Genomic DNA, 24937 nt, shown 5'->3' with positions numbered 1-24937 from the left:
GCGACCGTGAGCGACGAAGCCACCACGACCGCCGTCGAGCCGCACGGCGCGACCAATCTCCCCTACGCCGCTGAGGCGCTGCACACCGAGCGCCTGCTGCTGCGCCCGCTCAATACGGGCGACCTGGAGGACGAGCACGCCTACCAGAAGCTGAAGGACGTCGTCCGCTACCTCTACTGGGAGGTGCACGACCACGACGAGTCCGCGGAGCACCTGCGCAAGCGCATCGCGATGAACCGCCTCGCCGAGAACGGCGACGGCATCGTCTACGCGGTCGAGCTGGCCGAGGCGGAGGGCGGCCCGGGCCGCGTCATCGGCGACATCAGCCTGTTCCTCAAGAACGCCAACTGGGGCAAGTTCGAGATGGGCTGGGTGTTCCACCCGGCTGTCCACGGGCGCGGCTACGCGACCGAGGCGGCCCAGCGCGTCCTGGAGCTGTGCTTCGACGAGCTCGGCGCGCACCGCGTGTTCGCCCAGCTGGACGCCCGCAACGACGCGTCCGCCCGCCTCTGCGAGCAGCTCGGGATGCGGCAGGAGGCGCTGCTGCGCGAGACGGAGATCTTCAAGGGCGAGTGGGCCGACACGGCGGTGTACGCGATCCTGGAGCAGGAGTTCCGCAGCGCACGCTGAGGTCAGCGTCGAGTCCACCAAACGATATTTCTCGAATCGTCGGGGTCGCCGATATAGCTGACCAACCGCAAGCCGTCGGCCAGCGAGCGCGCCCCCGCCAGGTGGAACCCGTTGACGCCTGCTACTCCGTCGACCGAGGGCTTCTCGGAAACCTTCCCCAACGACCACTTCGCCGGGCCATCCAACACTACGGAATCGTGCCATTCGAATCGTCGGATGTGCGCGGTGCCATCTGGGCGGAACGTCATCTCCTGGCCGCGCTCGGCGACCCACGTTCCGACAACCTCCTCCTCTGTGAAGCGCGTATGGAAATCTCGGTAGCCGCGGACGAACCAGGTCAGACCGAGCGCCACCAGGCAGGCGATGGAGATGACGACGATCCATCGACGTCTCATCGCGCAGGGACCACTTCCACCCACGTGATCTCCTGCGATATGTCCGCATACTGGCCCGACTCCTGAAGCTTTTTCAGCTTGCTGTACGGAGGCAGGTGGTAGGGCCCTCCCGGCCACTCCCCCGATCCCGGGATTCGAGTTCCGGACTCCACGGTGGTGACGTTCGTGGCGTGCACCCGAACGCGGAAGTTTCCCAGCGGATCAGTCCCGAGGACTGTGTACGTGTAGCCGAACGAGCCAACGAAGGCTTCTGGAAGATTGCCCTCGGCGCCGAGGGTCGCGATGGTTCGTGCGTCCCGAGGCAGATCTGATGCCTTGGCGTCGAACCTCAATTCGTCGCCATCGCCGGGTCCGTGTCCGTTCGCCCTGATGTTCTCCGTCATCTCCTTCATCGCCTGCCGGGCGCTCGCGCTCTTCCTGAACACCTTCGTGAAGGCGTCGTGTTCTCCGAAGGCGTATTCGCGCGCCCCCTCGCCCGACACCCAGGCCTGCACCATCTCCCAGACCGAGTCGTTCGCTTCGCCGATAAGGCCGCGAATCTCCGTGAGTTCTCGATCGTTCGGACCCTGGACGCTGCGTGAGGCCGGCCCGGAGTCGTGGATAGCGTTGACCGCGCGAAAGGTCACGACCGCTCCATCCAGCGTCTCCTCCAGCTCGCGGATGAAGTGCGTCTCTCCGGCCTCGAACTCCTCCTGCGCCTCCCGGGCTCGAGCGCGAGCGGCGTCCAAGCGCTCCTGCGCGTCGTTCAGGACGAAGCGTGCGGTCGCCAGCTCGGCGTCGACGTCGTCGGCGCGACGACGCGCAACCATCAGGTCCGCGTCCGACGGACCGTGCATCCCCGACCTCCGGCTGTCCGCGTTCGCCGACAGCGCCGCCTCGATGGACCTCAGGGTGGCCATCAGCGCAGCGTGCTCTCCCATCAGCGAGCCCACGGACGCCTGGGCCAGTGCGAGGTCCTCCTCCGCCTCCTGCGCCACCCGCAACGCGGCGTCGGCTGCCTCCTGGACGGACTGCAGCCTCGATGACCACACGTGGAGGGCGAAAGCCGCTTGGCCGTGCCGGGCGGACGCGACCCGCGCAGCCTCCGAGACCTCCCGTAGCCGACTCTCGAACCCGTCGGCCGCTTTTCCCGTCCAGTGAGCATCGGCGAACGTTCCCAGCACGGCACTGACCGACTCCGCCTGGCATCGCAGCCGCTCCGCCTCCGCGTCGACCAGGGAACGGAGTGTGCGCACCGCCTCGACGCTGCCAGGGGTCGGGTCGGACGAGAACCCGGCTGCGGACCAGTCGCTAGAACGCATGAATCCCCTTGTCGAATGTCCTGGCGCCGAGTGCGTCCCGCAACTCGTATGCACGGGCAGTGTCGCGGAGCGCGACGGACAGCGCGTCGATGGCGAACAGCAGCGCTTCCGTCGCCGGATCCCAATAACGGTCGAAGCTCTCGAACGCACCATCGCATCGGGACGACCCCAGTGGGCCTTCCGAACGCAGCGGGCGGCGTTCGGGCGCGTTCGCTGCCGCCAGCGCCTCCGCATTCGCTGTCAACCGACTCGTATCGACCGAGACCGTCTCGCTCATCCAGTCCGCCTCTCTGAAAGACCCGTCACCTCCTGAGACGAAGGACGGGCCGGTTCATGACGCCGCGGCGGCGGCCGCCGCTTCCTCAGTAGGATGGACGGGTCCCACCTACCCGCATCGCACAGGGAGCACCATGGCCGCACCGTCGAGACTGGATTCCGTCATCACGCTGGCGCAGCACCGCGGATTCGTCTTCCCCTCCGGCGAGATCTACGGCGGAACGCGTTCGGCGTGGGATTACGGTCCCCTCGGCGTGGAGCTGAAGGAGAACATCAAGCGCGAGTGGTGGAACTCGTTCGTGCGCGGTCGCGGCGACATGGTCGGCCTCGACTCGGCGATCATCCTGCCCACCGCGGTGTGGCAGGCGTCCGGCCACGTGCAGGTCTTCAGCGACCCGCTGACCGAGTCGCTGATCACCCACAAGCGCTACCGCGCCGACCACCTGTTCGAGGCGTACGAGGCCGAGCACGGCCACCCGCCGGCGAACGGCCTCGACGACATCCCGGACCCGGACCACCCGGACAAGGTGGGCCAGTGGACGCCGATCCGCCAGTTCTCGGGCCTCATGAAGACCTACCTCGGCGTCGTCGACGACGAGTCGGGCCTGCACTACATGCGCCCGGAGACCGCACAGGGCATCTTCACCGACTTCGCGTCTGTGCTGCAGACCTCGCGCAAGAAGCCGCCGTTCGGCATCGGTCAGATCGGCAAGGCGTTCCGCAACGAAATCACGCCGGGCAACTTCATCTTCCGCACCCGCGAGTTCGAGCAGATGGAGATCGAGTACTTCGTCGAGCCGGGCACGGACGAGCAGTGGTTCGAGACCTGGATCGACCTCGCCTGGGACTGGTTCACCGACCTCGGCATCAACCCGGAGCACATCCGCCGGTTCGAGCACCCCAAGGACTCGCTGGCCCACTACTCGAAGCGCACCATCGACATCGAGTACAAGTTCGACTTCGTCGGCAGCGAGTGGGGCGAGCTCATGGGCGTCGCGAACCGCACCGACTTCGACCTGAAGACGCACATCGAGCACTCGGGCAAAGACCTGAGCTACTTCGACCAGAACAAGAACGAGCGCTACGTGCCGTACGTGATCGAGCCGTCGTTCGGTCTCACGCGCGCGCTCATGGCGTTCCTGGTCGACGCGTACGACGAGGAGCAGGTGCCGAACGCCAAGGGCGGCACCGACAAGCGCACGGTGCTGCACCTCGACCCGCGGCTCGCGCCGGTGAAGGTCGCCGTGCTGCCGCTGTCGCGCAACGAGGCCCTGTCGCCGCTGGCCCGCGGGCTGGCCGACCGGCTCCGCAAGCGCCGCAACGTCGACTTCGACGACTCGGGCGCGATCGGCCGCCGGTACCGCCGCCAGGACGAGATCGGCACACCGCTCGCGGTCACGGTCGACTTCGACTCGCTCGAGGACGATGCCGTGACCGTGCGCGACCGCGACTCGATGCAGCAGGAGCGCATCCCGCTGGAGGGCCTCGACCGGTACCTGGCGGAGCGGCTCAAGGAGGTCTGAGCCGCCGCGCTCCCGGGGGAGGTCGATCGACGTGGATCCGCTCAGCATCCGCATCGTCGACGGCCCCCTGCTCCCGGTCTGCCTGGGCCTGAGCGCAGCCTTCGCGCTCTACCTCCTGATCCGTCCGGTCACCGTGCGATGGGTGCTGACCGCGCTGCTCGGCATCCTCGGCGGCGCCGTGGTCGCCGTCGGTCTCTACGCGCTGCTGAACGCCGTGGACGCGTTCGGCAGCCCGCTCCCGCCCGAGGTGGCCTTCTGGGCGATGGGGACGTTCGCCGCGATCGGACTCGCGGTGGTCAACCTGTGGAGGTCGCGCTGGTGGCGGAAGCTGATCGCGTCCGTGGGCATCCTGCTGTTCGCGGTCACCGGCGGCCTCGGGATCAACGCGTACTACGGGCTGGACCCCACGCTGGGTTCGCTGTTCGGCATCACCGACGCCGGGCGCATCCACGTCGGGCCGCACACCAGCACGGCCGACCCGACACGGCCGCTGTACGAGACGTGGAAGCCGCCCGCCGACCTGCCCGCCAAAGGCCAGCAGGGCAGCGAGGTCATCCCATCGGCCGGGTTCGCGGCACGGCCCGCGGGCATCTACCTGCCGCCGGCCGCCCTGGTGGACGACCCTCCCCCGCTCCCGGTCGTGCTGTTCATGATGGGCTACCCGGGCAACCCCGACCCCAGCTACATCGGCGGTGTGCTCGACACCTACGCCGCGCAGCACCAGGGCCTGGCGCCGATCGCCGTCGTCGCGGATCAGATCGGCACGCAGGGCGACCCCGGCTGCGCGGACTCCGCCGCCTTCGGCACTGCGGAGACGTACATCGTCGACGAGGTGCCCGCCTGGATCCGCAGCCACCTCGGCGTGCTGCAGGACCCGAAGTACTGGACCATCGGCGGCTACTCCAACGGCGGCGCCTGCGCCTTCAAGTACGCGGCGCAGTACCCCGACCGGTTCGGCAACCTGCTGGTCGTGTCCGGCGACGAGTACCCGGGGGTCGAGATCCAGCAGCAGACGATCGACCAGGTGTTCGGCGGCAACGCATCCGCATTCGACGCCGCGAAGCCGACGTCCATCCTCGCCGCCAACCCCGGGAAGTACTCGGCGATGACGGCCGTCTTCACGGTCGGCGGTGACGATCCGACGTTCATCCCCGGCGTGCAGCGGATGTCGCAGGCGGCCCAGGCGGCCGGGATGCGGACCACCTACTACGTCGTGCCGGGGGCCGGCCATGTGGTCGACGCGCTGGAGGGCGGACTCACCAAGGACTTCTCGATCCTCTACCCTGTGCTGGGACTGAGCCCACCGTGACGGAGGCCCGCATGAGCACCGCAGACACCGCGAACGCGGCGGCCGCGTCGTCCTCGTCGACGCCGCCGGCGCCGAAGGACGACCGCGGCGACGGCTTCGGGCGCGCGGTGCTGCGTTACGCGCGGATCGCCCCGGCGAGCATCGCGCTGGCCGTCATCGTGCTGGTCAGCTCGATCATCACGGGGACGCTGTGGAGCGCGGCGACGACCGGCGGCGACTCCCTGGTGTGGGCGGCCGGTGTCACCACGACGGTCCGCGCCGGCTTCTGGTGGACACCCGTGACGGCGCTGTTCGTGCCAGAGGATCCCATCCAGCTCATCATCACCATCGTCCTGGCGCTCACGGTCATGGCGGCGGCGGAGCGACTGCTCGGCACACCGCGGACGATCCTCGCGTTCTTCGTCACTGGCGTGCTCGGGGTGCTCGGCGGCGTCCTGCTGCAGTGGGGCGCGGCGAGCCTCGGCGAGATCTGGGCGACGGTCACCGAGTTCGACTTCACCTTGGACCCCACGGTCGGCATCGTCGGCACGCTCATCACGGCGAGCGCCTTCGCCAGCTCACTGTGGCGGCGGCGGATCCGGCTGCTCACCTTCGTGGTCGTGCTCGTCTTCGTGCTCTACAACGGCGACCAGAACAACGTCTACCGGCTGATCGCCGCTCTCCTGGGGCTGCTGCTCGGCGTCCTCCTGCGGCGCGGTCCGCTGCGTCGACTCCATCGCAGTTCGCACGGCGAGACGCGCAGCCTGGTCGCGGCGATCATCGCGATCACCGCGTTCGGCCCGCTGCTCGCGCTGCTGCCACCCGGCGGCTTCGGCCCGCTGTCGTTCGTCGCGTCGCTGTTCGAGCAGCCGACCGTGGACGTCGCGGACGTGCTCAGCCGCTGCGACGTGTCGTACTCGAGCAATTGCCGCAGCGAGCTGCTGATGGTCTCGGTGCAGGGTCCGGGACCCCTGCTGCTGTCCGTGCTCCCGCTGGTTCTGCTCCTGCTCGCCGCGATCGGTCTGCGCCGCGGCCGGCGGTTCGCGCTGCTGCTCGGGATCATCGTCAACGCGGCCATGCTCGTGCTGCCGTTCACGGTGCTGGGCGGCGACATCCAGCTCCAGGTGGACAGCATCACGGCGCTCGGGCCGGCGGTCGAGATCCTGCTGTGGTTGCTGGCGGCGATGTTGGTGCCGATCGCGTCCATCGCGCTGCTCGTGGCGACGCGGCGCCAGTTCCAGCTGCGGTCGCCGCGGGAGGCGGTCGCCCGCTTCACCATCGTGGTGGTCTGCTCCTTCGCCCTGCTCGCACTCGTCTACCTCGTGGCGGGGCTGTGGTCGCTCACCGAGTTCGTGCCGGACGCGACGGTCGCCGACGTCTTCGCATCGACACTGCGCCGCTTCGTCCCCGCCGGGTTCCTCTCCGCATTGGGCACGCCGATCATCCCGACGGTGCCGGTCGTCATCCTGATCTACCAGTGGGTCGGCCCGGTGTTCTGGACGGTCTTCGTCTTCGCCACCCTCCAGCTCTACCGCTCGTCGTTCACCGGGCGGACGCTCGCCGACGAAGAGCACTTCCGCGCGCTGCTGCGAGAGGGCGGCGGCGGAACGCTGGGATTCATGGGCACCTGGCCCGGCAATGTCTACTGGTTCAGCGCCGACGGGGAGTCCGCCATCGCCTACCGCGTGATCGGCGGCATCGCGATCACGCTCTCCGACCCGGTGTGCCGGCCGGATCGCGCCGAGCGCACCATCGCCGAGTTCGTCCAGTTCTGCGACGTGAACAGCTGGACGCCGGTGTTCTACAGCATCCACGAGCAGTACCTCCCGGTATTCGACGCCCTCGGCTGGCCGACGATGTCGGTCGGCGAGGAGACGCTGATGCATCCGCAGACGTTCGACCTGGTCGGGAAGCCGTGGCAGAAGGTCCGGCAGGCGCACAACCGCGGCATCAAGGCGCAGATCTCGACGCTCTGGACCCGCTGGGACGACCTCTCGCCGCTCATCCAGACGCAGATCACGGCCGTCAGCGAGCAGTGGGTGTCCGAGAAGGAGCTGCCCGAGATGGGCTTCACGCTGGGCGGGATCGCCGAGCTGAAGGATCCGGACGTGCGGCTGTACCTGGCGTTCGACCCCGACGGCGGACTGCAGGCGGTCACCAGCTGGCTGCCGAGCTGGCGGGACGGGCGCGTCGTCGGCTGGACCATCGACTTCATGCGCCGGGCGGACGGCTCGATGCCCGGGATCATGGAGTTCGTCATCGCCTCCGCTGCGCAGCGGATGCGCGAGGACGGCGTCGAGGTGCTGAGCCTGTCCGGTGCGCCGCTCGCGACCAAGCCGGTGTCCGACGGCGACGACCCGGAGGAGCGGACGGCCATGGACCACCTGCTGGCGTTCCTCGCGCGGACCCTCGAGCCGGCCTACGGGTTCGCCTCCCTGTTCTCGTTCAAGAGCAAGTTCAACCCCACTTACGAGACCATCTACATGGCGTATCCCGACCCGATGGCGCTGCCGGCCATCGGCAACGCCATCGGCAAGGCATACCTCCCGGACGCGAACGCGCGGGAGTACGTCGCGCTGGCGCGGACGCTCGTTCGCTGACCTAGGCGGTGTCGCGGCGGATGCGTCTCGCGATCAGGAGCCAGGCGAGGCCGCTGCCGACGACGAACAGCAGCTCGAAGCCGAGCAGCGCAAGGCCCGCGAGCGCCGGGTTCCACGGAAGCGTCTGGGCGAGCCAGGTCGCGCCGTTGAACAGTCCGTGCGCCGCGGCGACGCCGAGGTACGCGAGCACGACGCCGAGCGTCAGCCGGAACCGTCCGTTGTGCGCCGCCGCGAACACGGCCGCGCCGAGGAGTGCGGAGAAGACCGGATGCAGGAACGGCCCGGTCAGCTCCCGCCCGATCGTCGTACCGAGGAACAGCCCGAAGCCGCTGCCGTTCTCCTGCCCGCGTGCGAACGCCTCCTGCAGGTAGCCCAGGTTCTCGATCACGCTGAAGCCGAGCCCGACCGCCCCGCCCACGAAGAGGCCGATGCGCGCGTTCTTCACCGGGAGCTTCAGCGCGAGCAGCACCGCGGCCGTGATCTTCAGCAGCTCCTCGACCACGCCCGCGGTCACCAGTGCGACGCCGCTCGGATGTGCGGCCGTCCCTCCCGATGCCACGTCGATCAGGCTGTTGACCGGGCCGGCGACCAGTGTCGCGGCGAGACCGCCGACCCCGGCGACGATCACCAGCCGGGACGCCGTCAGCCCGTCCTCCGGCCGCAGCCGGTAACACATCGTGTACAGGATTACGGCCGCCACGGTCGCCGCTCCGGTCACGAGGAGGTAGGGCGAGAGCACGACGGGGCCGTCCTCGCCCGCGTGCGGCGCGATGGCCGACAGCAGCAGGCTGAACCCGATCAGCCAGAGCCAGATGAAGACGCTGGCCCCGGCGATGATCCAGCCGCCGAAGCGCCCGATCCACTTGTGCGGCGGTCGCGGGCGCCGGGCCGGCTGCACCGGCGCCACGGCGGCGAGCGGGTACGTGTAGGCCGTCCATCCCGCACCGCTCCACCACCGGAGGAACCGCGCATCCTGCGGGTCGGCGTACCAGCCCGCGGGCGGAAGCGCGCCGCGCTGTTCGGCGGGCTGGTGGTGCGAGGGGGCCATGGTCACGGCGCCAGCCTACGGAGTCGAGCTGTGCTCTCTCTCGACCCCGTCCGGGCCACACGGCGAGCCTCACCGCAGGCCGAAGCACCCGCTGGGACACTGGATCCTGAGAGCACCAGAAGGACCAGCATGCGTTTCACAACTCCGGGCCGGAAGGCCGCAGTGATCGCGGTGCTCGTCGCCGTGAACCTGGTGCTCGCCCTGCTGTTCAACGCCTTGCACTCGGAGGCGGGATCGATCGTCCTGACCGTCCTCCAGGTGGCCGCTTGGTATCTCGTGAGCCGGATGTTCCGCGGCCCCGGCGAGCCGGTGCGTGCGGCGCGACCGTGGTGGCGGATGACGAACCGGCCGCTGCTGAGCGGCGTGCTGGCCGCGGTGTACGGCGTGCTGGCCGTGGTCAACATCGGGTTCTCGTTCGCCGGCTACGGCAGCCTGTCGGGCACCGTGTCGATCCTCGCCGAGCTCGTCCTGGCGGCGCTGTTCGCCGTCTCCTACCGGCGGCTCTCGTCGCTGGCCCGCGCCGCGGCCTGACCCGTAGGCTGGGCGCATGACGCTCGACTCCGGCATCCGCACCGACGAACTCGACCCCGCCGTCCGACCGCAGGACGACCTCTTCCGCCACGTGAACGGCAAGTGGCTCGACCGCACCGAGATCCCGGCCGACAAGGCCCGCTGGGGCTCGTTCATGGTGCTGGCGGAGGAGTCGGAGAAGGCGGTCCACGAGATCGTCGAGCAGGCGCAGAACGCCGACGAGGGCACGGAGGAGCGCACGTTCGGCGACCTCTACACGAGCTTCATGGACGAGGAGCGCATCGACGCCCTCGGCGTGGAGGCGATCCGCGACGAGCTGACCTTCGCCGACGGCGTGGACAGCATCCCGAGCCTGCTCTCGACGACGGCCAAGCTCGAGCGCCGCGGGCTCGGCGGGTTCTACCAGCTGTTCGTCGACAACGACCCGGGCGACCCCGAGCGCTACCTCGTCTTCCTGGAGCAGTCCGGCATCTCGCTGCCCGACGAGTCGTACTTCCGGGAGGAGCGGTTCGCGCCGGTGCGGGAGGCGTTCGTCGCGCACATCCAGCGGATGTTCGAGCTCGCCGGGATCGAGGACGCCCCGGAGCGTGCTCAGCGCGTCTTCGACCTCGAGACGGCCATCGCGGCGCAGCACTGGGACAACGTCGCCTCCCGCGACTCCGAGAAGACCTACAACCTCTACAGCTGGGCGGATGCGAAGGCCGTGTTCGACGGCGGCGCGACCGGCCAGGCCGCCGACCTCGACGTCTGGGCGGACGCCCTCGGCGCGCCGCAGGGCGCACTCGCAGAGGTCGTGCTGCGGCAGCCGTCGTTCACCGCCGGCGTCGCCGGCCTGCTGACGGAGGACCGCCTGGACGCCTGGCGCGACTGGCTGACCTGGCAGGTCATCCACGGCGCCGCCCCCTACCTCTCGGGCGACTTCGTGGAGGCGAACTTCGACTTCTACGGCCGCACGCTCACCGGTACGCCGCAGATGCGCGCCCGCTGGAAGCGCGGCGTCTCGCTGGTCGAGGGCGCGATGGGCGAGGCCGTCGGACGCATCTACGTCGAGAAGCACTTCCCGCCCGCGGCGAAGGAGCAGATGGACGCGCTGGTCGCGAACCTCATCGAGGCGTACCGGCAGAGCATCCAGCACCTCGAGTGGATGGGCGAGGAGACGCGCAAGCGAGCGCTCGACAAGCTCGAGAAGTTCACGCCGAAGATCGGCTACCCGGTGAAGTGGCGGGACTACTCGGCGCTCGAGATCGACCCGACCAACCTGGTCGCCAACGTCCGCGCCGCCGCGCTCTTCGAGTTCAACCGCGAGCTCGGCAAGATCGGCAAGCCGATCGACCGCGACGAGTGGTTCATGACGCCGCAGACGATCAACGCGTACTACAACCCCGGCTTCAACGAGATCGTCTTCCCGGCGGCCATCCTCCAGTTCCCGTTCTTCGACCCCGAGCGGGACGCGGCGGCCAACTACGGCGCGATCGGGGCGGTCATCGGGCACGAGATCGGCCACGGCTTCGACGACCAGGGCTCCAAGTTCGACGGCGACGGGCGTCTCGAGGACTGGTGGACCGAGGCGGACCGTGCGGCGTTCGAGAAGCGCACCGCGAGCCTGATCGAGCAGTACAACGCCCTCGCTCCGGCGCAGGTGCCCGACCACCACGTCAACGGCGCGCTGACCATCGGCGAGAACATCGGCGACCTCGGCGGCCTCGGCATCGCATGGAAGGCCTACCTGCTGTCGCTGAACGGAGAGGAGCCCCCGGTGGTCGACGGTCTCAGCGGCGCCGAGCGGTTCTTCCTGTCCTGGGCGCAGGCCTGGCAGCAGAAGGGACGCGACGAGGAGGTCATCCGCCTGCTCGCGATCGACCCCCACTCGCCGAACGAGTTCCGCTGCAACCAGATCGTGCGCAACATCGACGCCTTCTACGAGACGTTCGGCGTGGCCGAGGGCGATCACCTGTGGCTCGCACCGACGGAGCGCGTCACCATCTGGTGACCTCCGGGCGCTCCTCCCGAACCCGCTGCGCGTGTCCCCCGATCACGGGGTAACATCGTCCCTGTCGTCTCCGCAGACACCCTCGCGAAGACGGCCGGCGGGGCCGGGAGGGGGCGCCGCGGCGACGGCACAACCGACCGGAAGAAAGATCCCGCACCACCGTGACGATCCAGGCTCAAGAGTCCGCCCGCCGGGCACGGCAGGCGGCCACGCGGCGCGGACGGCACCGCGCGCCGGGATCGACGGAGACGTTCAGCCGCGGCTTCGACGCTTTGGGCCGGCTCGCCGTCTCCGGCGTTCAGGTCTCGGCGCGGGCGACCGACCTGTCGACCGGCACGGTGCTGTTCTCGGTCGACGACCACGTCGTCATGCCCACGGCGAGCATCGGCAAGGTGCTGCTCCTGGTCGAGGTCGCGGCACGGCTGCAGTCCGGTGAGCTGAGCCCGCTGGCCCACCTCGACCGCGACCCGCGCGACATCGCCGGCGACTCGGGCATCTGGCAGCACCTCCACGTGCCCTCCCTGCCGGTCGCCGACCTCGCGGCGCTCGTCGGGGCGACCAGCGACAACCTGGCCACCAACGTCCTGTTGCGCCGTGTCGGGCTGGAGGCGGTGAGCGCCCGGACGGAATCCCTCGGCCTCACCCGCACCGCACTGCTCGACCTGGTCCGCGACCATCGCGGTCCGGACGACGCCCCGCAGCTCTCCGTCGGCAGCGCCAACGAGCTCACCTGGCTGTTCTCCGCGCTCGCTCGCGGCGAGATCGTCAACCCGGCGACGAGCCAGCGCGTCATCTCCTGGCTGTCGCTCAACAGCGACTTCTCGCTGGTCTCGAGCGCGTTCGGGCTCGACCCGCACTCGCATCGCCACCCGGAGCACGGCATCCTGCTCGTCAACAAGACGGGCACCGACCACGGCGTGCGCAGCGAGGTCGGCGTGCTGCGCGGTCCGCGTGCGGGTGTCACCTATGCGGTGTCGACCTACTTCGACGACACCAGCCTGCCGGAGCGCCTGGCCGTGATCGAGGGGATGCGGGCCGTCGGGCTCGACCTGCTCGAGTACGTCTTCTGACGGCGATCAGGCCTGCCGCGTGCTGCGGACCTGCTCCCATTCGGCGATGAGCTTCGGAAGACGCTCCTGCACGAAGCGGTAGAAGCCGGCCATGTCGCGCAAACGCTCCGTGGCCGGCGAGTCCGGGTCGCCGACGGCGGCGAGACCCGTCTCCGCCTGGTCGGCGAGGGTGCCGTAGATGGGGCTGTTGCGCACCATCAGCGCGTACCAGTCGCTCGGGATCTCGTACCGGTCCCGGCGGCTCCCGGTCTGCGCCAGGCGACGGATGATGCCGAGCGTCTGCAGGTAGCGGACCGCGCCGGAGATCGCGGCGGCGCTGACGTCGAGGCGTTCCGCCAGCTCCGCGGCGGTGAGCCCGGACGACTCGGTCACGGTGAGCGCCATGAGCACGCGTGCCGGCATCTTCGGGAACCCGGCTGCGGTCAGGACGGCGGCGGAGTGCTCCATCACCTCGGCGAGCGCCGCCTCGTCTCTGGCCATGGGCACCGTCCCGTCTCTATCCGATGGCGAAGTCGCGTCGGCGGATCAGCGCCGCAGCAGCCGCGAGCGCGGCGATCGTGATGCCGAGCATCCAGTATCCCCCGGTCCAGTCGACGTCGCCGACCACGACGGGGGCGTCGGCGAACGGCGAGAGGTGACGGATCCACTCCGGGAGTCGGATGAGACCGCCGAAGATGCCGACGAATGCGCCGAGCCCCAGGGCGGCCCAGCCGACCGGGACGGTCCAGCTCGGCAGCAGGACGAACAGCAGCGTCAGCACTCCGAGGTAGACCAGCGCGACCGGCGCCTGCGCCGTGGCTGCGGCGAACGCGTGCCCGATCATCGAGCTGTCCTCCCCCGCCGCGACCGCGGAGAGGCCCGCGGTGATCGCGGCGGCGAGCAGGACCGCCAGCACCGCGACGATCCCCACGCCGACGTACGAGAACATCCACCGGACGCGGGACACGGGCGTCGCGAGCAGGACCTCCGCCGTTCCCGACTGCTCCTCCTGACGGAGGCGGATCACCGACTGCACGGCACAGGCCGCGGCGAGCACACCGACGATCGAGAGGATCGCGGAGATGAAGAGCTCGGTCAGCGGCCCGGACCCACCCGCGCCGATGCGCCGCATGGCCTCGCGGATGCCCGCGAGGTTCGGGTCGCTCGCCAGCTGGCTGTTGATCGCGCTGCCGAGGGCTCCCGCCAACAGGCCGCCGAGCGCGCCGCCGACCGTCCAGCCGATCACCACGGGTCGCTGCAGGCGCCAGGCGAGGCCGACCGTGCCGGACAGCGTCCCGGATGCCGTCGGTCGGCCGGCCCGCTCGGGAACGAGTCCGGCGCCCGAGTCGCGCGCGGCCTGCAGGCTGAAGACGCCGACCACGAGCACCGCCGCGAAGCCGACCTGGAGCAGGATGGGCAACCAGGAGTCAGCGGTGTAGGCCGCCGTCTGCTCGCCCCAGCCGATCGGGCTCAGCCAGCTCGGCCAGGCGGCCCGGAGGTGGGTGCCGTCGCCGAACGGCGTCCCCATCGCGTCACCGATCCCGCGGAGGAGGTAGGCGGCCAGCACGACCGCTGAGGCGTACCCGTTCGCGCCCCGCGACGTGCTCATGATCTGCGCCAGCAGCAGCCCGACGCCGAAGAACGCCAGTCCGGCGCCGCCGACCGCGGCACCTGCGACGAACGATCCTCCGACCGGCAGCCCGGTCGAGATGAACCCCAGCGCGGTCAGGATGGCGAGCATCACGTCCACGACGACCGCGTAGATCACGGTCGCGACGGTCGGCAGGAGACGGCCGGCGGGCGTGGAGGCGACGAGCTCCGCCCGCCCGGACTCCTCCTCCGCACGCGAGTGCCGCACGGCGAGAAAAGTGTTCATGAGCCCGGCGAGCAGCGCGAGGAACGTGAAGATCTCGAAGAAGATCAGCGCGGGCAGGGTCGATCCCTGCGGCAGCCCGCGCAGCACCAGGATGGTCGGGTCGGCGATCGCCAGCCGGATCAGCTGGTCCCGACCCGCCGCGGACGCGTAGGTCTGCTGGACGCTCGCCGCCGAGAACGCCGCGAGCGCGGCGATGGAGAGCAGCCAGATGATGAGCTGCCAGCGGTCGCGCCGAAGCCGTTGTCGCATCAGGGCGCGCAGGATCGCCGAGGCGCGCGGCCCGGACGTCGCCTCGCGAGCGCGCGCGGGCTCCAGGTGCGCGGTCGCGGTGCTCATCGCCGCGCCTCGACCGACTCGGGCGCCGTCCGGCTGAGGTCGTCGCCGTAGTGCCGCAGGAACAGCTCCTCGAGCGAGGGCGGTGCGACCGTCAGCCCGCGGACGTCGAGCCGCGCCAGGTCGGCCAGCAGCGGTGCGAGCGCGTCACTGTCGGCGGTGAAGCGGACGCGCCCGTCCTGGATCAGGACATCGTGCGCGCTCGGGAGCTGCGCCAGCGCGTCCTGAGACACCCCATCGGCCTGGAAGGAGACCTCGGTACGGGTGAGGTGCCGCAACTCGTCCAGCGTCCCGGTCTCGACCGTGCGGCCGGCGCGGATGATGGTCACCCGCTCGCACAGCTCCTCGACCTCCGACAGGATGTGGCTCGACAACAGGACGGTCGCTCCCTCGGCGGCTACGCGCCGGATCTCGGCGCCGAACACCGCCTCCATCAGCGGATCGAGACCGCTGGTCGGCTCGTCGAGGATGTACAGATCGGCGGGGGTGGTGAAGGCGGCGACGAGAGCGACCTTCTGCCGGTTGCCCTTGGAGTAGGCGCGGCCCTTCTTGGTCGGGTCGAGCTGGAACACGTCGAGAAGCCGCTGCCGCCGTGACGCGTACGCCGTCTTGTCCGTGGTACCGCCGCGGAGGCGGGCAAGCAGGTCGATCGCCTCCCCGCCGGACAGGTTCGGCCACAGGCTGACATCGCCCGGCACATAGGCGATGCGTCGGTGCAGGTCGACCGCATCCTTCCACGGGTCGCGGCCGAACAGCTCGGCGCGACCGCCGTCCGGTCGCGCCAGGCCGAACAGCACCCGGATGGTCGTGGACTTCCCGGCGCCGTTCGGGCCGAGGAAGCCGTGCACGGTCCCCTGCGTCACGCTCAGGTCGAGACCGTCGAGGGCGCGCACGCGCCCGAATCGCTTTTCGAGTCCGGAGACGTCGATCACCGCATTCATGAGCGTGATCATACGCTCTTTTCAGTAATTCGTGAAAGTTGTAATTTCTACGAATCAGGCCTGCGTGCAGTCGACCGTGTCGATCCAGGCGTAGTCGTACGTGGACGCCGAGTCAGGGATCGTCAGGGTGACCGGGACGCCGGCCTGGAGGTCGACGACGGTGCTCCATCGATCGAGTTCGTCGCCATCCGCGCTGTCGGAGAAGCCCGCGGTGATCTGCGCCCCCGCGCAGATCCGATCGGCCGTGAGCTCGAAGGTCCAGCCATCGACGTTGTGGACGTGCACGCCGTTGACGTCATAGTCGTCGGTGGAAGCGGAGTCACCGCCCGCAGACGGAGCGGTCGATGGCACGGCACTCGAGCCGACGTCGGATCCGGCCAACCGCGACGACTCGTGGGCCACCGCGAAGATGCCGACGAACACCACGACCAGGATGACCAGCGCCGCCGCGATGCTGCCCAGCGTGATGCCGACGATCGCTCCGGTGGACAGGCCGCGACGCGGCGGCGGCGGCGCCGCGTACCAGGGGCCGGCGGGATACGGCGGCTGCGGCGGGACGGTCGGGCCGCTTCCCGGGTACGGAGGCTGCGGAACCGCCGCGGCGGGTGGCGGCGCGTATCCCGGGTGCGGTGGCGGCGCAGCGACCGGGAACGCCGGAGCCTGCGCCGCGGCCGGCGCCTGCCACGCGGACGCCGCGAGCAGCGCATCCCGCGCCGCCGTCACCGCGTCACGGCGCTGGACGTCGTCACCCGCCTCAGCGAGCTTCGCTTCGTAAGCTCGGTGCACCTCTTCCACCGACGCCGTCGGCGCCACCCCCAGCAGGTCGGCCGCCTCGTTCGGACTCACCGCTCCCCCTTCGCCCTCGACGCGTCTGTTCGCCCTCGACGCATCTGGCTCGATCGTAGTCAGCTGCGGCCCGACGGGGAGTGCGTCAGACGAGGATGCCGCTCAGCCCGCGCATCGATCCATCCCGATCGCGGCGGCCACGCCGCTCGGCCGTGGCGATCTCGCCGAGCTCGCGGACCGCGCGATGGTAGTAGCCCGCCGCCACCCCGGCACGGTACAGCCCTGGGCGCAGGTCGGCCTCGTTGCGCAGGCGGATCTCGGCCTGCGCCGCCTCGATCGGGGAGATGATCTTCACACCAGCCCGGTACCGGATGAGCCGGTGCACCCACTGGTAGAGGAGGTCGGGCAGGCCTGCGGGGACCCGGTCGTGCTCGGCCGCGAGGGAGCTGCGCGCCCGCGCCGACGCCGACACGTCCGACCCTGCGGCCCGCGCCTCGCGCTCGGCACGGCGTCGGTCGGCCGCCATGACCGACAGCAGGTCGTCGTGGCGGTTCGCCTGCCGTGACAGCACGTCGAGCTCGTCCAGGGCCGTCGCGAGCTCTTCCTCATAACCGACGTACGACTCGGGATGCGCCGCACGGTCACCCGCCAGGTCGGCGCGCGCGGTGGTCGCCTGCGACTTCGTGAGCACCGTCCGCCCGTTGCGCACCCGTTCCAGCCGCCACATCCACGTGGCGAGGGGTGCCGGCATCAGCTGGCTCATGGATCCACCGTATGGGCGACCACCGACATCGGCGGCAGCGGCACCGCGCGTCGGCGGGCGGGGCTAGCGTGGATGGTCGTGAGCACCATCCTGCGCCGTCCCGTCGATCGCGAGATCCTGCGGCTCGCCGTCCCGGCCCTCGGCGCCCTGGTCGCCGAGCCGGTGTTCCTGCTGGCCGACTCCGCCATGGTCGGGCACCTGGGAGTGGAGCCGCTGGCGGGTCTTGGCATCGCCAGCGCGGTGCTCCAGACGATCGTCGGGCTGATGGTGTTCCTCGCGTACAGCACGACGCCGGCGGTCGCGCGGCGGCTCGGCGCGGGCGACCTCCGCGGCGCGGTCACCGCCGGAGTGGACGGCTGCTGGCTCGCGCTGGTCCTGGGCGTCGTCCTCGCGGCGGCGGGATGGGCGGCCTCGCCGTTCCTCGTCGGACTGTTCGGCGCCTCCGCCGGCGTGACGGATCAGGCCGAGCGCTACCTGACGATCTCGATGCTCGGGCTTCCGGCCATGCTGATCGTCTACGCGGCGACCGGCCTGCTCCGCGGCCTGCAGGACACCCGCACACCCCTGGCGGTCGCGGTGGCCGGCTTCGCAGCGAACATCGTCCTCAACTTCGTGTTCATCTACCTCGCCGGCCTCGGCATCGCCGGCTCGGCACTGGGGACGGTCGCTGCACAGTGGGCGATGGTGGTCGTCTACGCGGTGATCGTCGCCCGGTACGCACGCCGGGTGGGCGCACCGCTCCTCCCTCATCACGCGGGCATCGGACGCACGGCCCGCGCGGGCGGCTGGCTGCTCCTGCGCACGGCGAGCCTGCGCGCCGCGATGCTGCTGGCGGTCTTCGCGGCGACGCAGCTCGGGCCGGACGAGCTCGCCGCCTTCCAGGTGACCATGACCGTCTTCGCTACGCTGGCCTTCGCCCTCGACGCCCTGGCGATCGCCGCGCAGGCGCTGATCGGCAAGGGGCTGGGCGAGGGCGACCTGGAGGGCGTCCGCGCCGTGCTGCGCCGCTGCATCCAGTGGGGAATCGGCGCGGGTGCCGTGCTCGGGGTGGTGACCATCGCGCTGAGCCCGTTCGCCGCGGCGCTGTTCACGAGCGACGCGTCTGTCGCCGCATTGCTGCCGCTCTCCCTGGCGATCGTGGGACTCGGTGCGCCGCTCGGCGGGTACGTGTTCGTGCTCGACGGCGTGCTGATCGGCGCGGGCGACGCCCGGTACCTGGCGTTGACCGGGCTCGTCAACGTCGCGGTCTTCGTCCCGCTCGCGTTCGCGGCGACGGCCTGGGGCCCGCATGACGCGGTCGGGCTCGCCGCTCTCACCGCCGCGTTCGCGCTGGGTTACCTCGGTGCGCGGGCCGTCACGCTGGGCCTGCGCGCCCGGGGCCGGGTGTGGATGCGCGCGGGCGCCACGATCTGACGCCTGCGCGCGGGATACTCGCGCGCGAAAGGGAGGGATGGTCGGCCTAGCGGCGGCCGCAACTCCTCCCGTTGGCGGCGACACGCCGGTGGCCGATCAAGGCTCCTCCCTTTCGCGCGGAGGGCGGCAGAGCTGCCGGCGAGCCCTCTGCGCGAAGCGGAGGATTCAGATGCGAAAACGCCCGTCGTGGGGGTCGAACGGAGGAGCCACACGTCCGACGAGCCGCGGACTCCTCCGTCTCGCGGGCGGCGGGTCAGGCCAGCCACTCCCGCGCGGCCACCACCAGCGCCCGCACACCGGTGTCGATGGTCGGCTGCGGCAGCGGCGCGAAGAAGGGCGAGTGGTTGGTCGGGATGTCCGTGTCCACCGTCCCGGCCGCCATCGCGGCGAGAACCGTCTCCGGGTCGGCTCCGCCGAGCATCCAGTAGACCAGCGGTGCGCCGGCGGCGGTGGCCAGATTGCCGACGTCCTCGCTGCCGGAGAGGGCGCCCGGTGCTAGCACCTTGTCCTCGCCGAACTCGGCCGCGAACGCCGCGTTGACCCGGGCCGTGGCGTCCGGCTCGTTGACGGTCACCGGGTACCGCTCGCCCCACTCCATGTCGGGCGCCTTCGGTGCTCCGGACGCCTCCGACTCCGCGCGGATGATGCGGTGCACGCCGTCCAGCACGCGCTGCCGCACCTCCTCGTTGAAGCTGCGGACGCTGATCCCGAGGGTGGCCTCGGCGGCGATGATGTTGTTCTTGGTGCCCGCGTGGAGGCTGCCGACCGTGACCACGGCGGTGTCCTGCGGCGCGATCTCGCGCGAGACGACGGTCTGCAGCCGCATCACCGTCGCCGCCGCCATCACGACCGGGTCGATGGTGGTCTCGGGGCGCGAGCCGTGACCGCCGCGTCCGTGCAGCGTCACCTCCATGGTGTCCACCGCGGCCATCGCGGCGCCGGCGTGAGCGCCGACCATGCCCGCGGGGGCCGGCAGGACGTGCTGGCCGAGCACCACATCCGGCACCGGGATCTTCTCGAACAGGCCGTCCTCGACCATCACCTGCGCGCCGCCGCCGTGCTCCTCGGCGGGCTGGAACAGGGCGATCAGCGTCCCGGACCACTCCGACCGCGCGTCGTTCAGCGACTCGACCGCCCCCAGCAGGCAGGTGATGTGGATGTCGTGGCCGCACGCGTGCATCAGCGGAACCGTGTTGCCCGCCGCGTCCGTCACGGTCTCGGTCGAGGCCCACGGCAGTCCGGTCTGCTCGCGGACCGGGAGCGCATCCATGTCGGCCCGCAGCAGCACCGTCGGGCCCTCGCCGTTCCGCAGCACGCCGACGACGCCGGTCGTGGCGATGCCCGTGTGGACCTCGAGGCCGAGCTCCGTCAGGTGGTCGGCGACGATGCCGGCGGTGCGGTGCTCGGTGAAGGCGAGTTCGGGGTGGGCGTGCAGGTCGCGGTACAGCGCTTCGAGATCCATACCGCCAGCCTACGACCGGGCCGCTAGCCCTCCCGCGGAGCCGCCGTGGTGTTGCCCTGATGGAACACGCTGGTGAAGGTGGACGGATGCGGCTCGCCGCCCTCGAGCATGTCGACCACGGCCCGCCCGGCGGCGCGGCCCTTCTCGACGGCCGGCTGGACGAGGGTGGTGAGGTCGTACGGCCAGAGTCCGTCGACGCGGACGCCGTCGAAGCCGACGACGCTGACATCGCCCGGGACCGTCAGCCCGAGCTCTTCGGCGGCGCGGATGACGCCCGCGGCCAGCAGGTCGCTCTGGGCGATGATCGCGGTCGGACGCCGGGCAGGGTCGGCCAGCAGGGCGCGGCCGGCGGCACGGCCCTCCTCGACGAAGGAGCCGCGGGTGACCCAGCCGCCCGCGTCCGGGAAGACGTCGCGCGCTCCGGCGAGGCGTTCGATCGCGGTGGTGGAGCTGGCCGCCGCCATCCGGTCGGGCGTCAGCGCGCCGCGGGCCCGGTCACGGGTGAGCGAGAGGGTGACCACGGCGACGTCGCGGTGACCGAGGTCGTGCAGGTGCTGCGCGGCGATGCGGGTCGCCTCGCGGTTGTCCTGGCCGATGGTGGGAACGCCGTCGGCCGGGTCGCCCTCGATCGCGACGAGCGGGATGCCGCGCTGGCGGAGCGTGGCGACCGACTCGTCCAGCCGGGGGCTGCAGCCGACGAGCACCACGGCATCCATCGGCGCGTCCTCGATGCGCTGGGCGGCCTCGCCCGCGTCGGTGAGGATGAGGAGGCCTGCGTCGATCGCGCCGATCTCCTCGGTGATGCCGTCGAGGAGGGCGATCTTGATCGGGTCGCGGAACGCGTCGCGGACGCGCTCCTCCATGACCACGCCGACGATGCCGGAGCGGCCGCGGCGGAGGGAGCGGGCCCGCGGATCGGGGCCGGCGTAGTTGAGGCGCTTCGCGGCGTCGAGCACGCGCTCGCGCGTGGCGTCGGAGACCGGCCCGGTGCCCGAGAAGGCGAGCGACGCCGTGGAGTTGGACACGCCGGCCAGACGGGCGACCGCGGCCAGCGTCGGCCGGACGCCCGTGGGGGCTGTGCTGGGTTCGTTCACGTGTGGTAGCTTAGTCGAATCGTTTCGATCGAAACGATTCGAGCCGCCGAAAACACAGGAATCGCACCGATGTCACAGCCGACCTCCACCCCGACGCGCACCCGCCGAGAGCTGCGAGCCTGGCGCAACGCGGTGTTCGTAATATTCATCCTGAGCGGCCTGGCGGTGGCCTCCTGGGTGGCGCGCATCCCCGGCGTCCGCGACGACCTGGGCCTCGGCAAGGACCCGTCGGCGGTCGGTCTGCTCATCCTGGGCATGTCGATCGGTGCCATCGCGGGCCTCTCGGTCTCGTCGCCCCTGCTCGTGCGGTTCGGACCGCACCGCGGGATGGTCGGCGGACTCGTGATCGTCGCGATCGGCACGCTCGCCATCGGGTTCGGCTCGACGACCTTCCACAGCATCCCGCTGGTCGCGATCGGCCTCGTGCTGCTCGGCTTCGGCAACGGCATGGTCGATGTGATGATGAACGTCGAGGCGACGGCGGTCGAGCGCGAGATCGGCAAGACGCTGCTGCCGCTGATGCACGCGTGCTTCAGCCTCGGGACCGTGCTCGGCGCGGGCATCGGCGCACTCGCCGCCTGGCTGGCGGTGCCGGTCGCGTGGCACCTGCTGGGGATCGCGGTGGCGATCGTCGTGGTCGCCCTGGTCGCCATCCGCTACATCCCGCGGGAGGCGGAGCTCGGCGACGAGGTCGCGGCCCCGACCGAGCGCATCCCCTTCGGCGAGCGCATGCGCACGTCGCTGGCGGTCTGGGCGGATTGGCGTCTCATCCTGATCGGCGTGGTCATGCTCGGGATGGCGTTCGGTGAGGGCTCGGCGAACGACTGGATCTCGCTCGCTGTGGTGGACGGCCACGGCCAGTCGAACTCGATCGGCGCGGTGGTCTTCGGCTTCTTCGTCGCCGCGATGACAGTCGGACGTGTGGTCGGCGGACCGATCGTGGACCGCATCGGGCGCGTCGCCGCCATCCGGATCACCGCCGGGATGGGCGCGGTGGGGCTGGTGCTGTTCATCGTCGGCGGACCCATGTGGGTCGTCGTGATCGGCACCGTGCTGTGGGGCTTCGGCGTGTCCCTGGGCTTCCCGCTCGGGATGTCGGCCGCCGCCGACGGTGCGGCGAACCCCGCTGCGCGCGTTTCCGCGGTGGCGATCATCGGGTACTGCGCGTTCCTCGCCGGACCTCCGCTGATCGGCTTCCTGGGCCAGCACTTCGGCCTGCTGAACGCGCTGTTCCTCGTCCTCGCGCTGCTGGTTGCCGCGTTCCTCGCGGCGCCCGCCGTGCGCCCGGTCGCCGCTCCCGCCCCGGCCCGCGAGCCCGCCTCCGACCCCGCCTAGTGGCCCGCCGAAGTGCAGCTAACTGCGGTGGACACGCCGTCGCACTGCGCAAGAAGCTGCACTTCACGTAGTCAGGGGAAGGCGATGCGGACGGGGGTGGGGACGGGCGAGGCGCCGAGGAGGGTGAGCGCGCGGTTCGGCTCGTCGAAGGCGAAGACCGTGACCTCGTCGCTGTCCTGACAGGCGGCGAGCACGCGGTCCCCCTCGGGCGTGATGGCGAGGTCCCGCGGCGTCCGGCCGCCGACCGGCACGGAGTCGACGAGCGAGACCCGCGACGTCCCTGGATCGAAGGCGAACACGGCGATGGTGTCGTCGCCGCGGTTGCTGACGAGCACGGTCGTGCCGGAGGAGGTGACGCACACGGCCGCCGGAGCGTTATCCCCGGTCGCGTCGTCCGCACGCGTCGTCGTGCTCTGCTCCCGGACGAAACGGTCGCCCTCCCGCCGCAGCACATCGATGCTGGAGTCGAGCTCGTTGACGAGGAGGGCGTGCGTCCCGTCGGCGGTGAACGCCAGGTGCCGCGGCCCCGCCGATCCCACGACCACCGTCGCCTCGGGACGCAGGCGCAGCTCGCCCGCATCCGACAACGCGTACCAGCGCACCTCGCCGAGGCCGAGGTCGACCACCACGACATCCCCGGTCACCGGGTCGATGCTCAGCTGGTGCACGTGGGGCGCATCCTGCCGCTCCGGGTCGGGGCCGCGTCCCTCGTGCTGCACGAACGCGGTCCGCTCGCCGAGGCCGCCGTCGTCGTTCAGCGCGTAGACGGACACGGTGGCGCTTCCGTACGTGCCCGTGACGAGCAGCGGGAGGGTGGGATGCACGACCAGGTGCGCCGGCGACGCTCCCACGCTCGAGGCCGAGGCCAGCTCCGTCAGCACACCGTCGGACGCGCGCGCGAAGGCGACGACGCGGCCGTCCGGCTCGTTCTCGCTCACCGCGTAGACCGCGGCGCCGCCCGGGGCGACCGACACCCAGGAGGGATTCGTCAGGTGCGCCGCGACGTGGACGTCCGTCAGCGCCGTCCCGTCGAACGACGCCGCCAGCACCCCCTCCGCGTGGCCGTCGACGTGCGGAAGGGTCTCGGTGTACGTGCCGATGAGGAGTTCGCGGGGCATGCGCCCATCCAACCACCGCGCGCGCACGTAGGATGTTCCGGTGCGTCTCGTCATTGCCACCTGCTCCGTCGACTATGCCGGCCGGCTCAGCGCGCACCTGCCCCTGGCCACCCGCCTGCTGATGCTGAAGGCCGACGGCAGCCTCCTCGTCCACTCCGACGGCGGCTCCTACAAGCCCCTCAACTGGATGAGCCCGCCCTGCACCCTCACGGTCGACGAGCCGGACGAACTGCAGCAGGCGGCCGGCATCCGCGAGGTGTGGCGCGTCACCCAGGCGAAGACGGCGGACATGCTCGTGGTGTCCATCCACGAGATCCTGAGCGACACCGCGCACGACCTCGGCGTCGACCCCGGGCTCCAGAAGGACGGCGTGGAGGCGCACCTGCAGAAGCTCCTCGCCGAGCAGATCCACCTGCTGGGCGACGGCCACGTGCTGGTCCGCCGCGAGTACATGACCGCGATCGGTCCCGTGGACATCCTCGCCCGCGACGGTCAGGGAGCCGCGGTGGCGGTCGAGCTCAAGCGCCGCGGCGACATCGACGGCGTCGAGCAGCTGACCCGCTACCTGGAGCTGATGAACCGCGACCCGCACCTCGCGCCGGTGACCGGCGTGTTCGCCGCGCAGGAGATCAAGCCGCAGGCCCGCACCCTCGCCGAGGACCGCGGCATCCGCTGCCTGGTGCTCGACTACGACGCGATGCGCGGCCTCGACGACAGCGACAGCAGGCTGTTCTGATGGCCCGCCCGGCACCGCGCTTCCCGCAGAGCTACGAGAACGGCCCCGTCAAGAAGGCGCTGGCCGCGATCACGGCCGAGCCGACGCTCGAGAACCTGGACGCGTTGCTCACCGCCGCGACGAAGGGCGGCCTGGTCGTGGACGTGACCGGGTCCACCCCGCAGGACACGCGCCTCCGCACGATCAGCTCCACCACCGGCGAGGCGGTGCTCCCGCTCTTCACCTCGATGAACGCGCTCCGAGCCGCCGTCGCGCAGACCGCGGAGGGCGAGGGCGCGCGCGTCCAGGCCGTCATCGTGCCGGCGCTGGAAGCCCTCGGTTTCATCCGCACCGCCGACTTCGTGGCCGTGCAGTTCGACCCGGGAGCGGAGCACACCATGGTCGTCGCGCGCTCACACATCGAGTCCGCCCTCAGCGAGCGCTGACCCGGGCCCCAGATACCTGACATA

The 24937-nt window shown here is 70.8% G+C and carries 23 protein-coding genes; 11 read left to right on the top strand and 12 right to left on the bottom strand.

The annotated features are described in order from the left end of the window. Nucleotides 1–6: 6 nt before the first annotated feature. Complete coding sequence (locus AB0P25_RS08165; RefSeq protein WP_363806545.1) at nucleotides 7–630, top strand: GNAT family protein; 624 nt, start codon at nucleotides 7–9, stop codon at nucleotides 628–630. Nucleotides 631–632: 2 nt separating this feature from the next. Here AB0P25_RS08165 and AB0P25_RS08160 read toward each other — a convergent pair whose 3' ends face one another. The 3 genes from AB0P25_RS08160 to AB0P25_RS08150 are packed head-to-tail and all read right to left on the bottom strand — an operon-like array spanning nucleotide 633 to nucleotide 2603. Next, on the bottom strand, nucleotides 633–1025 hold the full coding sequence (locus AB0P25_RS08160; protein ID WP_363806543.1) for a hypothetical protein: 393 nt from the start codon (nucleotides 1023–1025) through the stop codon (nucleotides 633–635). Continuing rightward, nucleotides 1022–2260 carry a hypothetical protein gene (locus AB0P25_RS08155; RefSeq protein WP_363806541.1) on the bottom strand — a complete coding sequence of 413 codons (1239 nt, stop codon included), beginning with the start codon at nucleotides 2258–2260 and terminating at the stop codon, nucleotides 1022–1024. The genes AB0P25_RS08160 and AB0P25_RS08155 overlap by 4 nt, the downstream gene beginning before the upstream one ends. Nucleotides 2261–2315: 55 nt before the next feature. Beyond that, a complete protein-coding gene (locus AB0P25_RS08150; protein WP_363806539.1) occupies nucleotides 2316–2603 on the bottom strand; it encodes a hypothetical protein in 288 nt (95 codons plus the stop codon). Nucleotides 2604–2736: 133 nt separating this feature from the next. Here AB0P25_RS08150 and AB0P25_RS08145 point away from each other — a divergent pair, with 133 nt between their 5' ends. From AB0P25_RS08145 to AB0P25_RS08135, 3 genes are read left to right on the top strand one after another with little or no spacing between them, the layout of a single operon-like run. Next, nucleotides 2737–4125, top strand: a complete 1389-nt coding sequence (locus AB0P25_RS08145) for a glycine--tRNA ligase (RefSeq protein WP_363806538.1) — start codon at nucleotides 2737–2739, stop codon at nucleotides 4123–4125. 31 nt (nucleotides 4126–4156) lie between these two features. Then, complete coding sequence (locus AB0P25_RS08140) at nucleotides 4157–5434, top strand: alpha/beta hydrolase-fold protein (protein ID WP_363806537.1); 1278 nt, start codon at nucleotides 4157–4159, stop codon at nucleotides 5432–5434. Nucleotides 5435–5445: 11 nt separating this feature from the next. Next, a complete protein-coding gene (locus AB0P25_RS08135; protein WP_363806536.1) occupies nucleotides 5446–8013 on the top strand; it encodes a DUF2156 domain-containing protein in 2568 nt (855 codons plus the stop codon). A gap of 1 nt (nucleotide 8014) precedes the next feature. Here AB0P25_RS08135 and AB0P25_RS08130 read toward each other — a convergent pair whose 3' ends face one another. After that, nucleotides 8015–9061, bottom strand: coding sequence for a PrsW family glutamic-type intramembrane protease (locus tag AB0P25_RS08130; protein WP_363808035.1), 1047 nt, complete (start codon nucleotides 9059–9061; stop codon nucleotides 8015–8017). Nucleotides 9062–9190: 129 nt separating this feature from the next. Between AB0P25_RS08130 and AB0P25_RS08125 the strand changes: the two genes are divergently transcribed. From AB0P25_RS08125 to AB0P25_RS08115, 3 genes are all read left to right on the top strand, one after another. Further along, complete coding sequence (locus AB0P25_RS08125; protein WP_363806535.1) at nucleotides 9191–9592, top strand: hypothetical protein; 402 nt, start codon at nucleotides 9191–9193, stop codon at nucleotides 9590–9592. 16 nt (nucleotides 9593–9608) lie between these two features. Next, the gene (locus AB0P25_RS08120) at nucleotides 9609–11582 is read left to right on the top strand and encodes a M13-type metalloendopeptidase (RefSeq protein ID WP_363806534.1); all 1974 of its coding nucleotides are present in this window, start codon (nucleotides 9609–9611) and stop codon (nucleotides 11580–11582) included. A 161-nt stretch (nucleotides 11583–11743) separates the two neighbouring features. Beyond that, nucleotides 11744–12652 (top strand): serine hydrolase, encoded by a 909-nt coding sequence (locus AB0P25_RS08115; protein ID WP_363806533.1) that lies wholly within the window; start codon nucleotides 11744–11746, stop codon nucleotides 12650–12652. A gap of 6 nt (nucleotides 12653–12658) precedes the next feature. On the opposite strand, the gene AB0P25_RS08110 is transcribed toward AB0P25_RS08115, so the two are convergent. The 5 genes from AB0P25_RS08110 to AB0P25_RS08090 form a co-directional block, all read right to left on the bottom strand. Next, nucleotides 12659–13132 carry a MarR family transcriptional regulator gene (locus AB0P25_RS08110; protein ID WP_363808034.1) on the bottom strand — a complete coding sequence of 158 codons (474 nt, stop codon included), beginning with the start codon at nucleotides 13130–13132 and terminating at the stop codon, nucleotides 12659–12661. A 16-nt stretch (nucleotides 13133–13148) separates the two neighbouring features. Continuing rightward, nucleotides 13149–14843: a hypothetical protein gene (locus AB0P25_RS08105; RefSeq protein ID WP_363806532.1), complete on the bottom strand. Its 1695-nt coding sequence runs from the start codon at nucleotides 14841–14843 to the stop codon at nucleotides 13149–13151. Continuing rightward, a complete protein-coding gene (locus tag AB0P25_RS08100; RefSeq protein ID WP_363806531.1) occupies nucleotides 14840–15781 on the bottom strand; it encodes an ABC transporter ATP-binding protein in 942 nt (313 codons plus the stop codon). Before AB0P25_RS08100 ends, AB0P25_RS08105 begins: the two co-directional genes overlap by 4 nt. Before the next feature lie 54 nt (nucleotides 15782–15835). Further along, the gene (locus AB0P25_RS08095; RefSeq protein ID WP_363806530.1) at nucleotides 15836–16627 is read right to left on the bottom strand and encodes a hypothetical protein; all 792 of its coding nucleotides are present in this window, start codon (nucleotides 16625–16627) and stop codon (nucleotides 15836–15838) included. An 85-nt stretch (nucleotides 16628–16712) separates the two neighbouring features. Further along, on the bottom strand, nucleotides 16713–17330 hold the full coding sequence (locus tag AB0P25_RS08090; RefSeq protein WP_363806529.1) for a hypothetical protein: 618 nt from the start codon (nucleotides 17328–17330) through the stop codon (nucleotides 16713–16715). Nucleotides 17331–17402: 72 nt separating this feature from the next. Here AB0P25_RS08090 and AB0P25_RS08085 point away from each other — a divergent pair, with 72 nt between their 5' ends. Beyond that, nucleotides 17403–18743, top strand: coding sequence for an MATE family efflux transporter (locus AB0P25_RS08085; RefSeq protein WP_363806528.1), 1341 nt, complete (start codon nucleotides 17403–17405; stop codon nucleotides 18741–18743). A gap of 253 nt (nucleotides 18744–18996) precedes the next feature. Here AB0P25_RS08085 and AB0P25_RS08080 read toward each other — a convergent pair whose 3' ends face one another. Together AB0P25_RS08080 and AB0P25_RS08075 are read right to left on the bottom strand one after the other, a co-directional pair. Further along, nucleotides 18997–20205 (bottom strand): amidohydrolase, encoded by a 1209-nt coding sequence (locus tag AB0P25_RS08080; protein WP_363806527.1) that lies wholly within the window; start codon nucleotides 20203–20205, stop codon nucleotides 18997–18999. Between the two features lie 23 nt (nucleotides 20206–20228). Continuing rightward, a complete protein-coding gene (locus tag AB0P25_RS08075) occupies nucleotides 20229–21299 on the bottom strand; it encodes a LacI family DNA-binding transcriptional regulator (protein ID WP_363806526.1) in 1071 nt (356 codons plus the stop codon). Nucleotides 21300–21368: 69 nt separating this feature from the next. Here AB0P25_RS08075 and AB0P25_RS08070 point away from each other — a divergent pair, with 69 nt between their 5' ends. Continuing rightward, on the top strand, nucleotides 21369–22634 hold the full coding sequence (locus AB0P25_RS08070; protein ID WP_363806525.1) for an MFS transporter: 1266 nt from the start codon (nucleotides 21369–21371) through the stop codon (nucleotides 22632–22634). A 71-nt stretch (nucleotides 22635–22705) separates the two neighbouring features. Here the strand turns inward: AB0P25_RS08070 and AB0P25_RS08065 are convergent, their stop codons facing one another. Next, complete coding sequence (locus AB0P25_RS08065) at nucleotides 22706–23752, bottom strand: lactonase family protein (protein ID WP_363806524.1); 1047 nt, start codon at nucleotides 23750–23752, stop codon at nucleotides 22706–22708. A 40-nt stretch (nucleotides 23753–23792) separates the two neighbouring features. Between AB0P25_RS08065 and nucS the strand changes: the two genes are divergently transcribed. Then, nucleotides 23793–24488, top strand: coding sequence for an endonuclease NucS (gene nucS, locus AB0P25_RS08060; RefSeq protein WP_363806523.1), 696 nt, complete (start codon nucleotides 23793–23795; stop codon nucleotides 24486–24488). Then, nucleotides 24488–24913, top strand: a complete 426-nt coding sequence (locus tag AB0P25_RS08055; RefSeq protein ID WP_363806521.1) for an SseB family protein — start codon at nucleotides 24488–24490, stop codon at nucleotides 24911–24913. Before nucS ends, AB0P25_RS08055 begins: the two co-directional genes overlap by 1 nt. Nucleotides 24914–24937 lie beyond the last annotated feature (24 nt).

Source organism: Leifsonia sp. NPDC077715 (assembly GCF_040686855.1).
In the GTDB taxonomy this organism is placed as follows: Bacteria; Actinomycetota; Actinomycetes; order Actinomycetales; family Microbacteriaceae; genus Leifsonia.
Note: the sequence above shows the minus strand (reverse complement) of the source record. Positions and strands in the feature narration are given on the sequence as shown.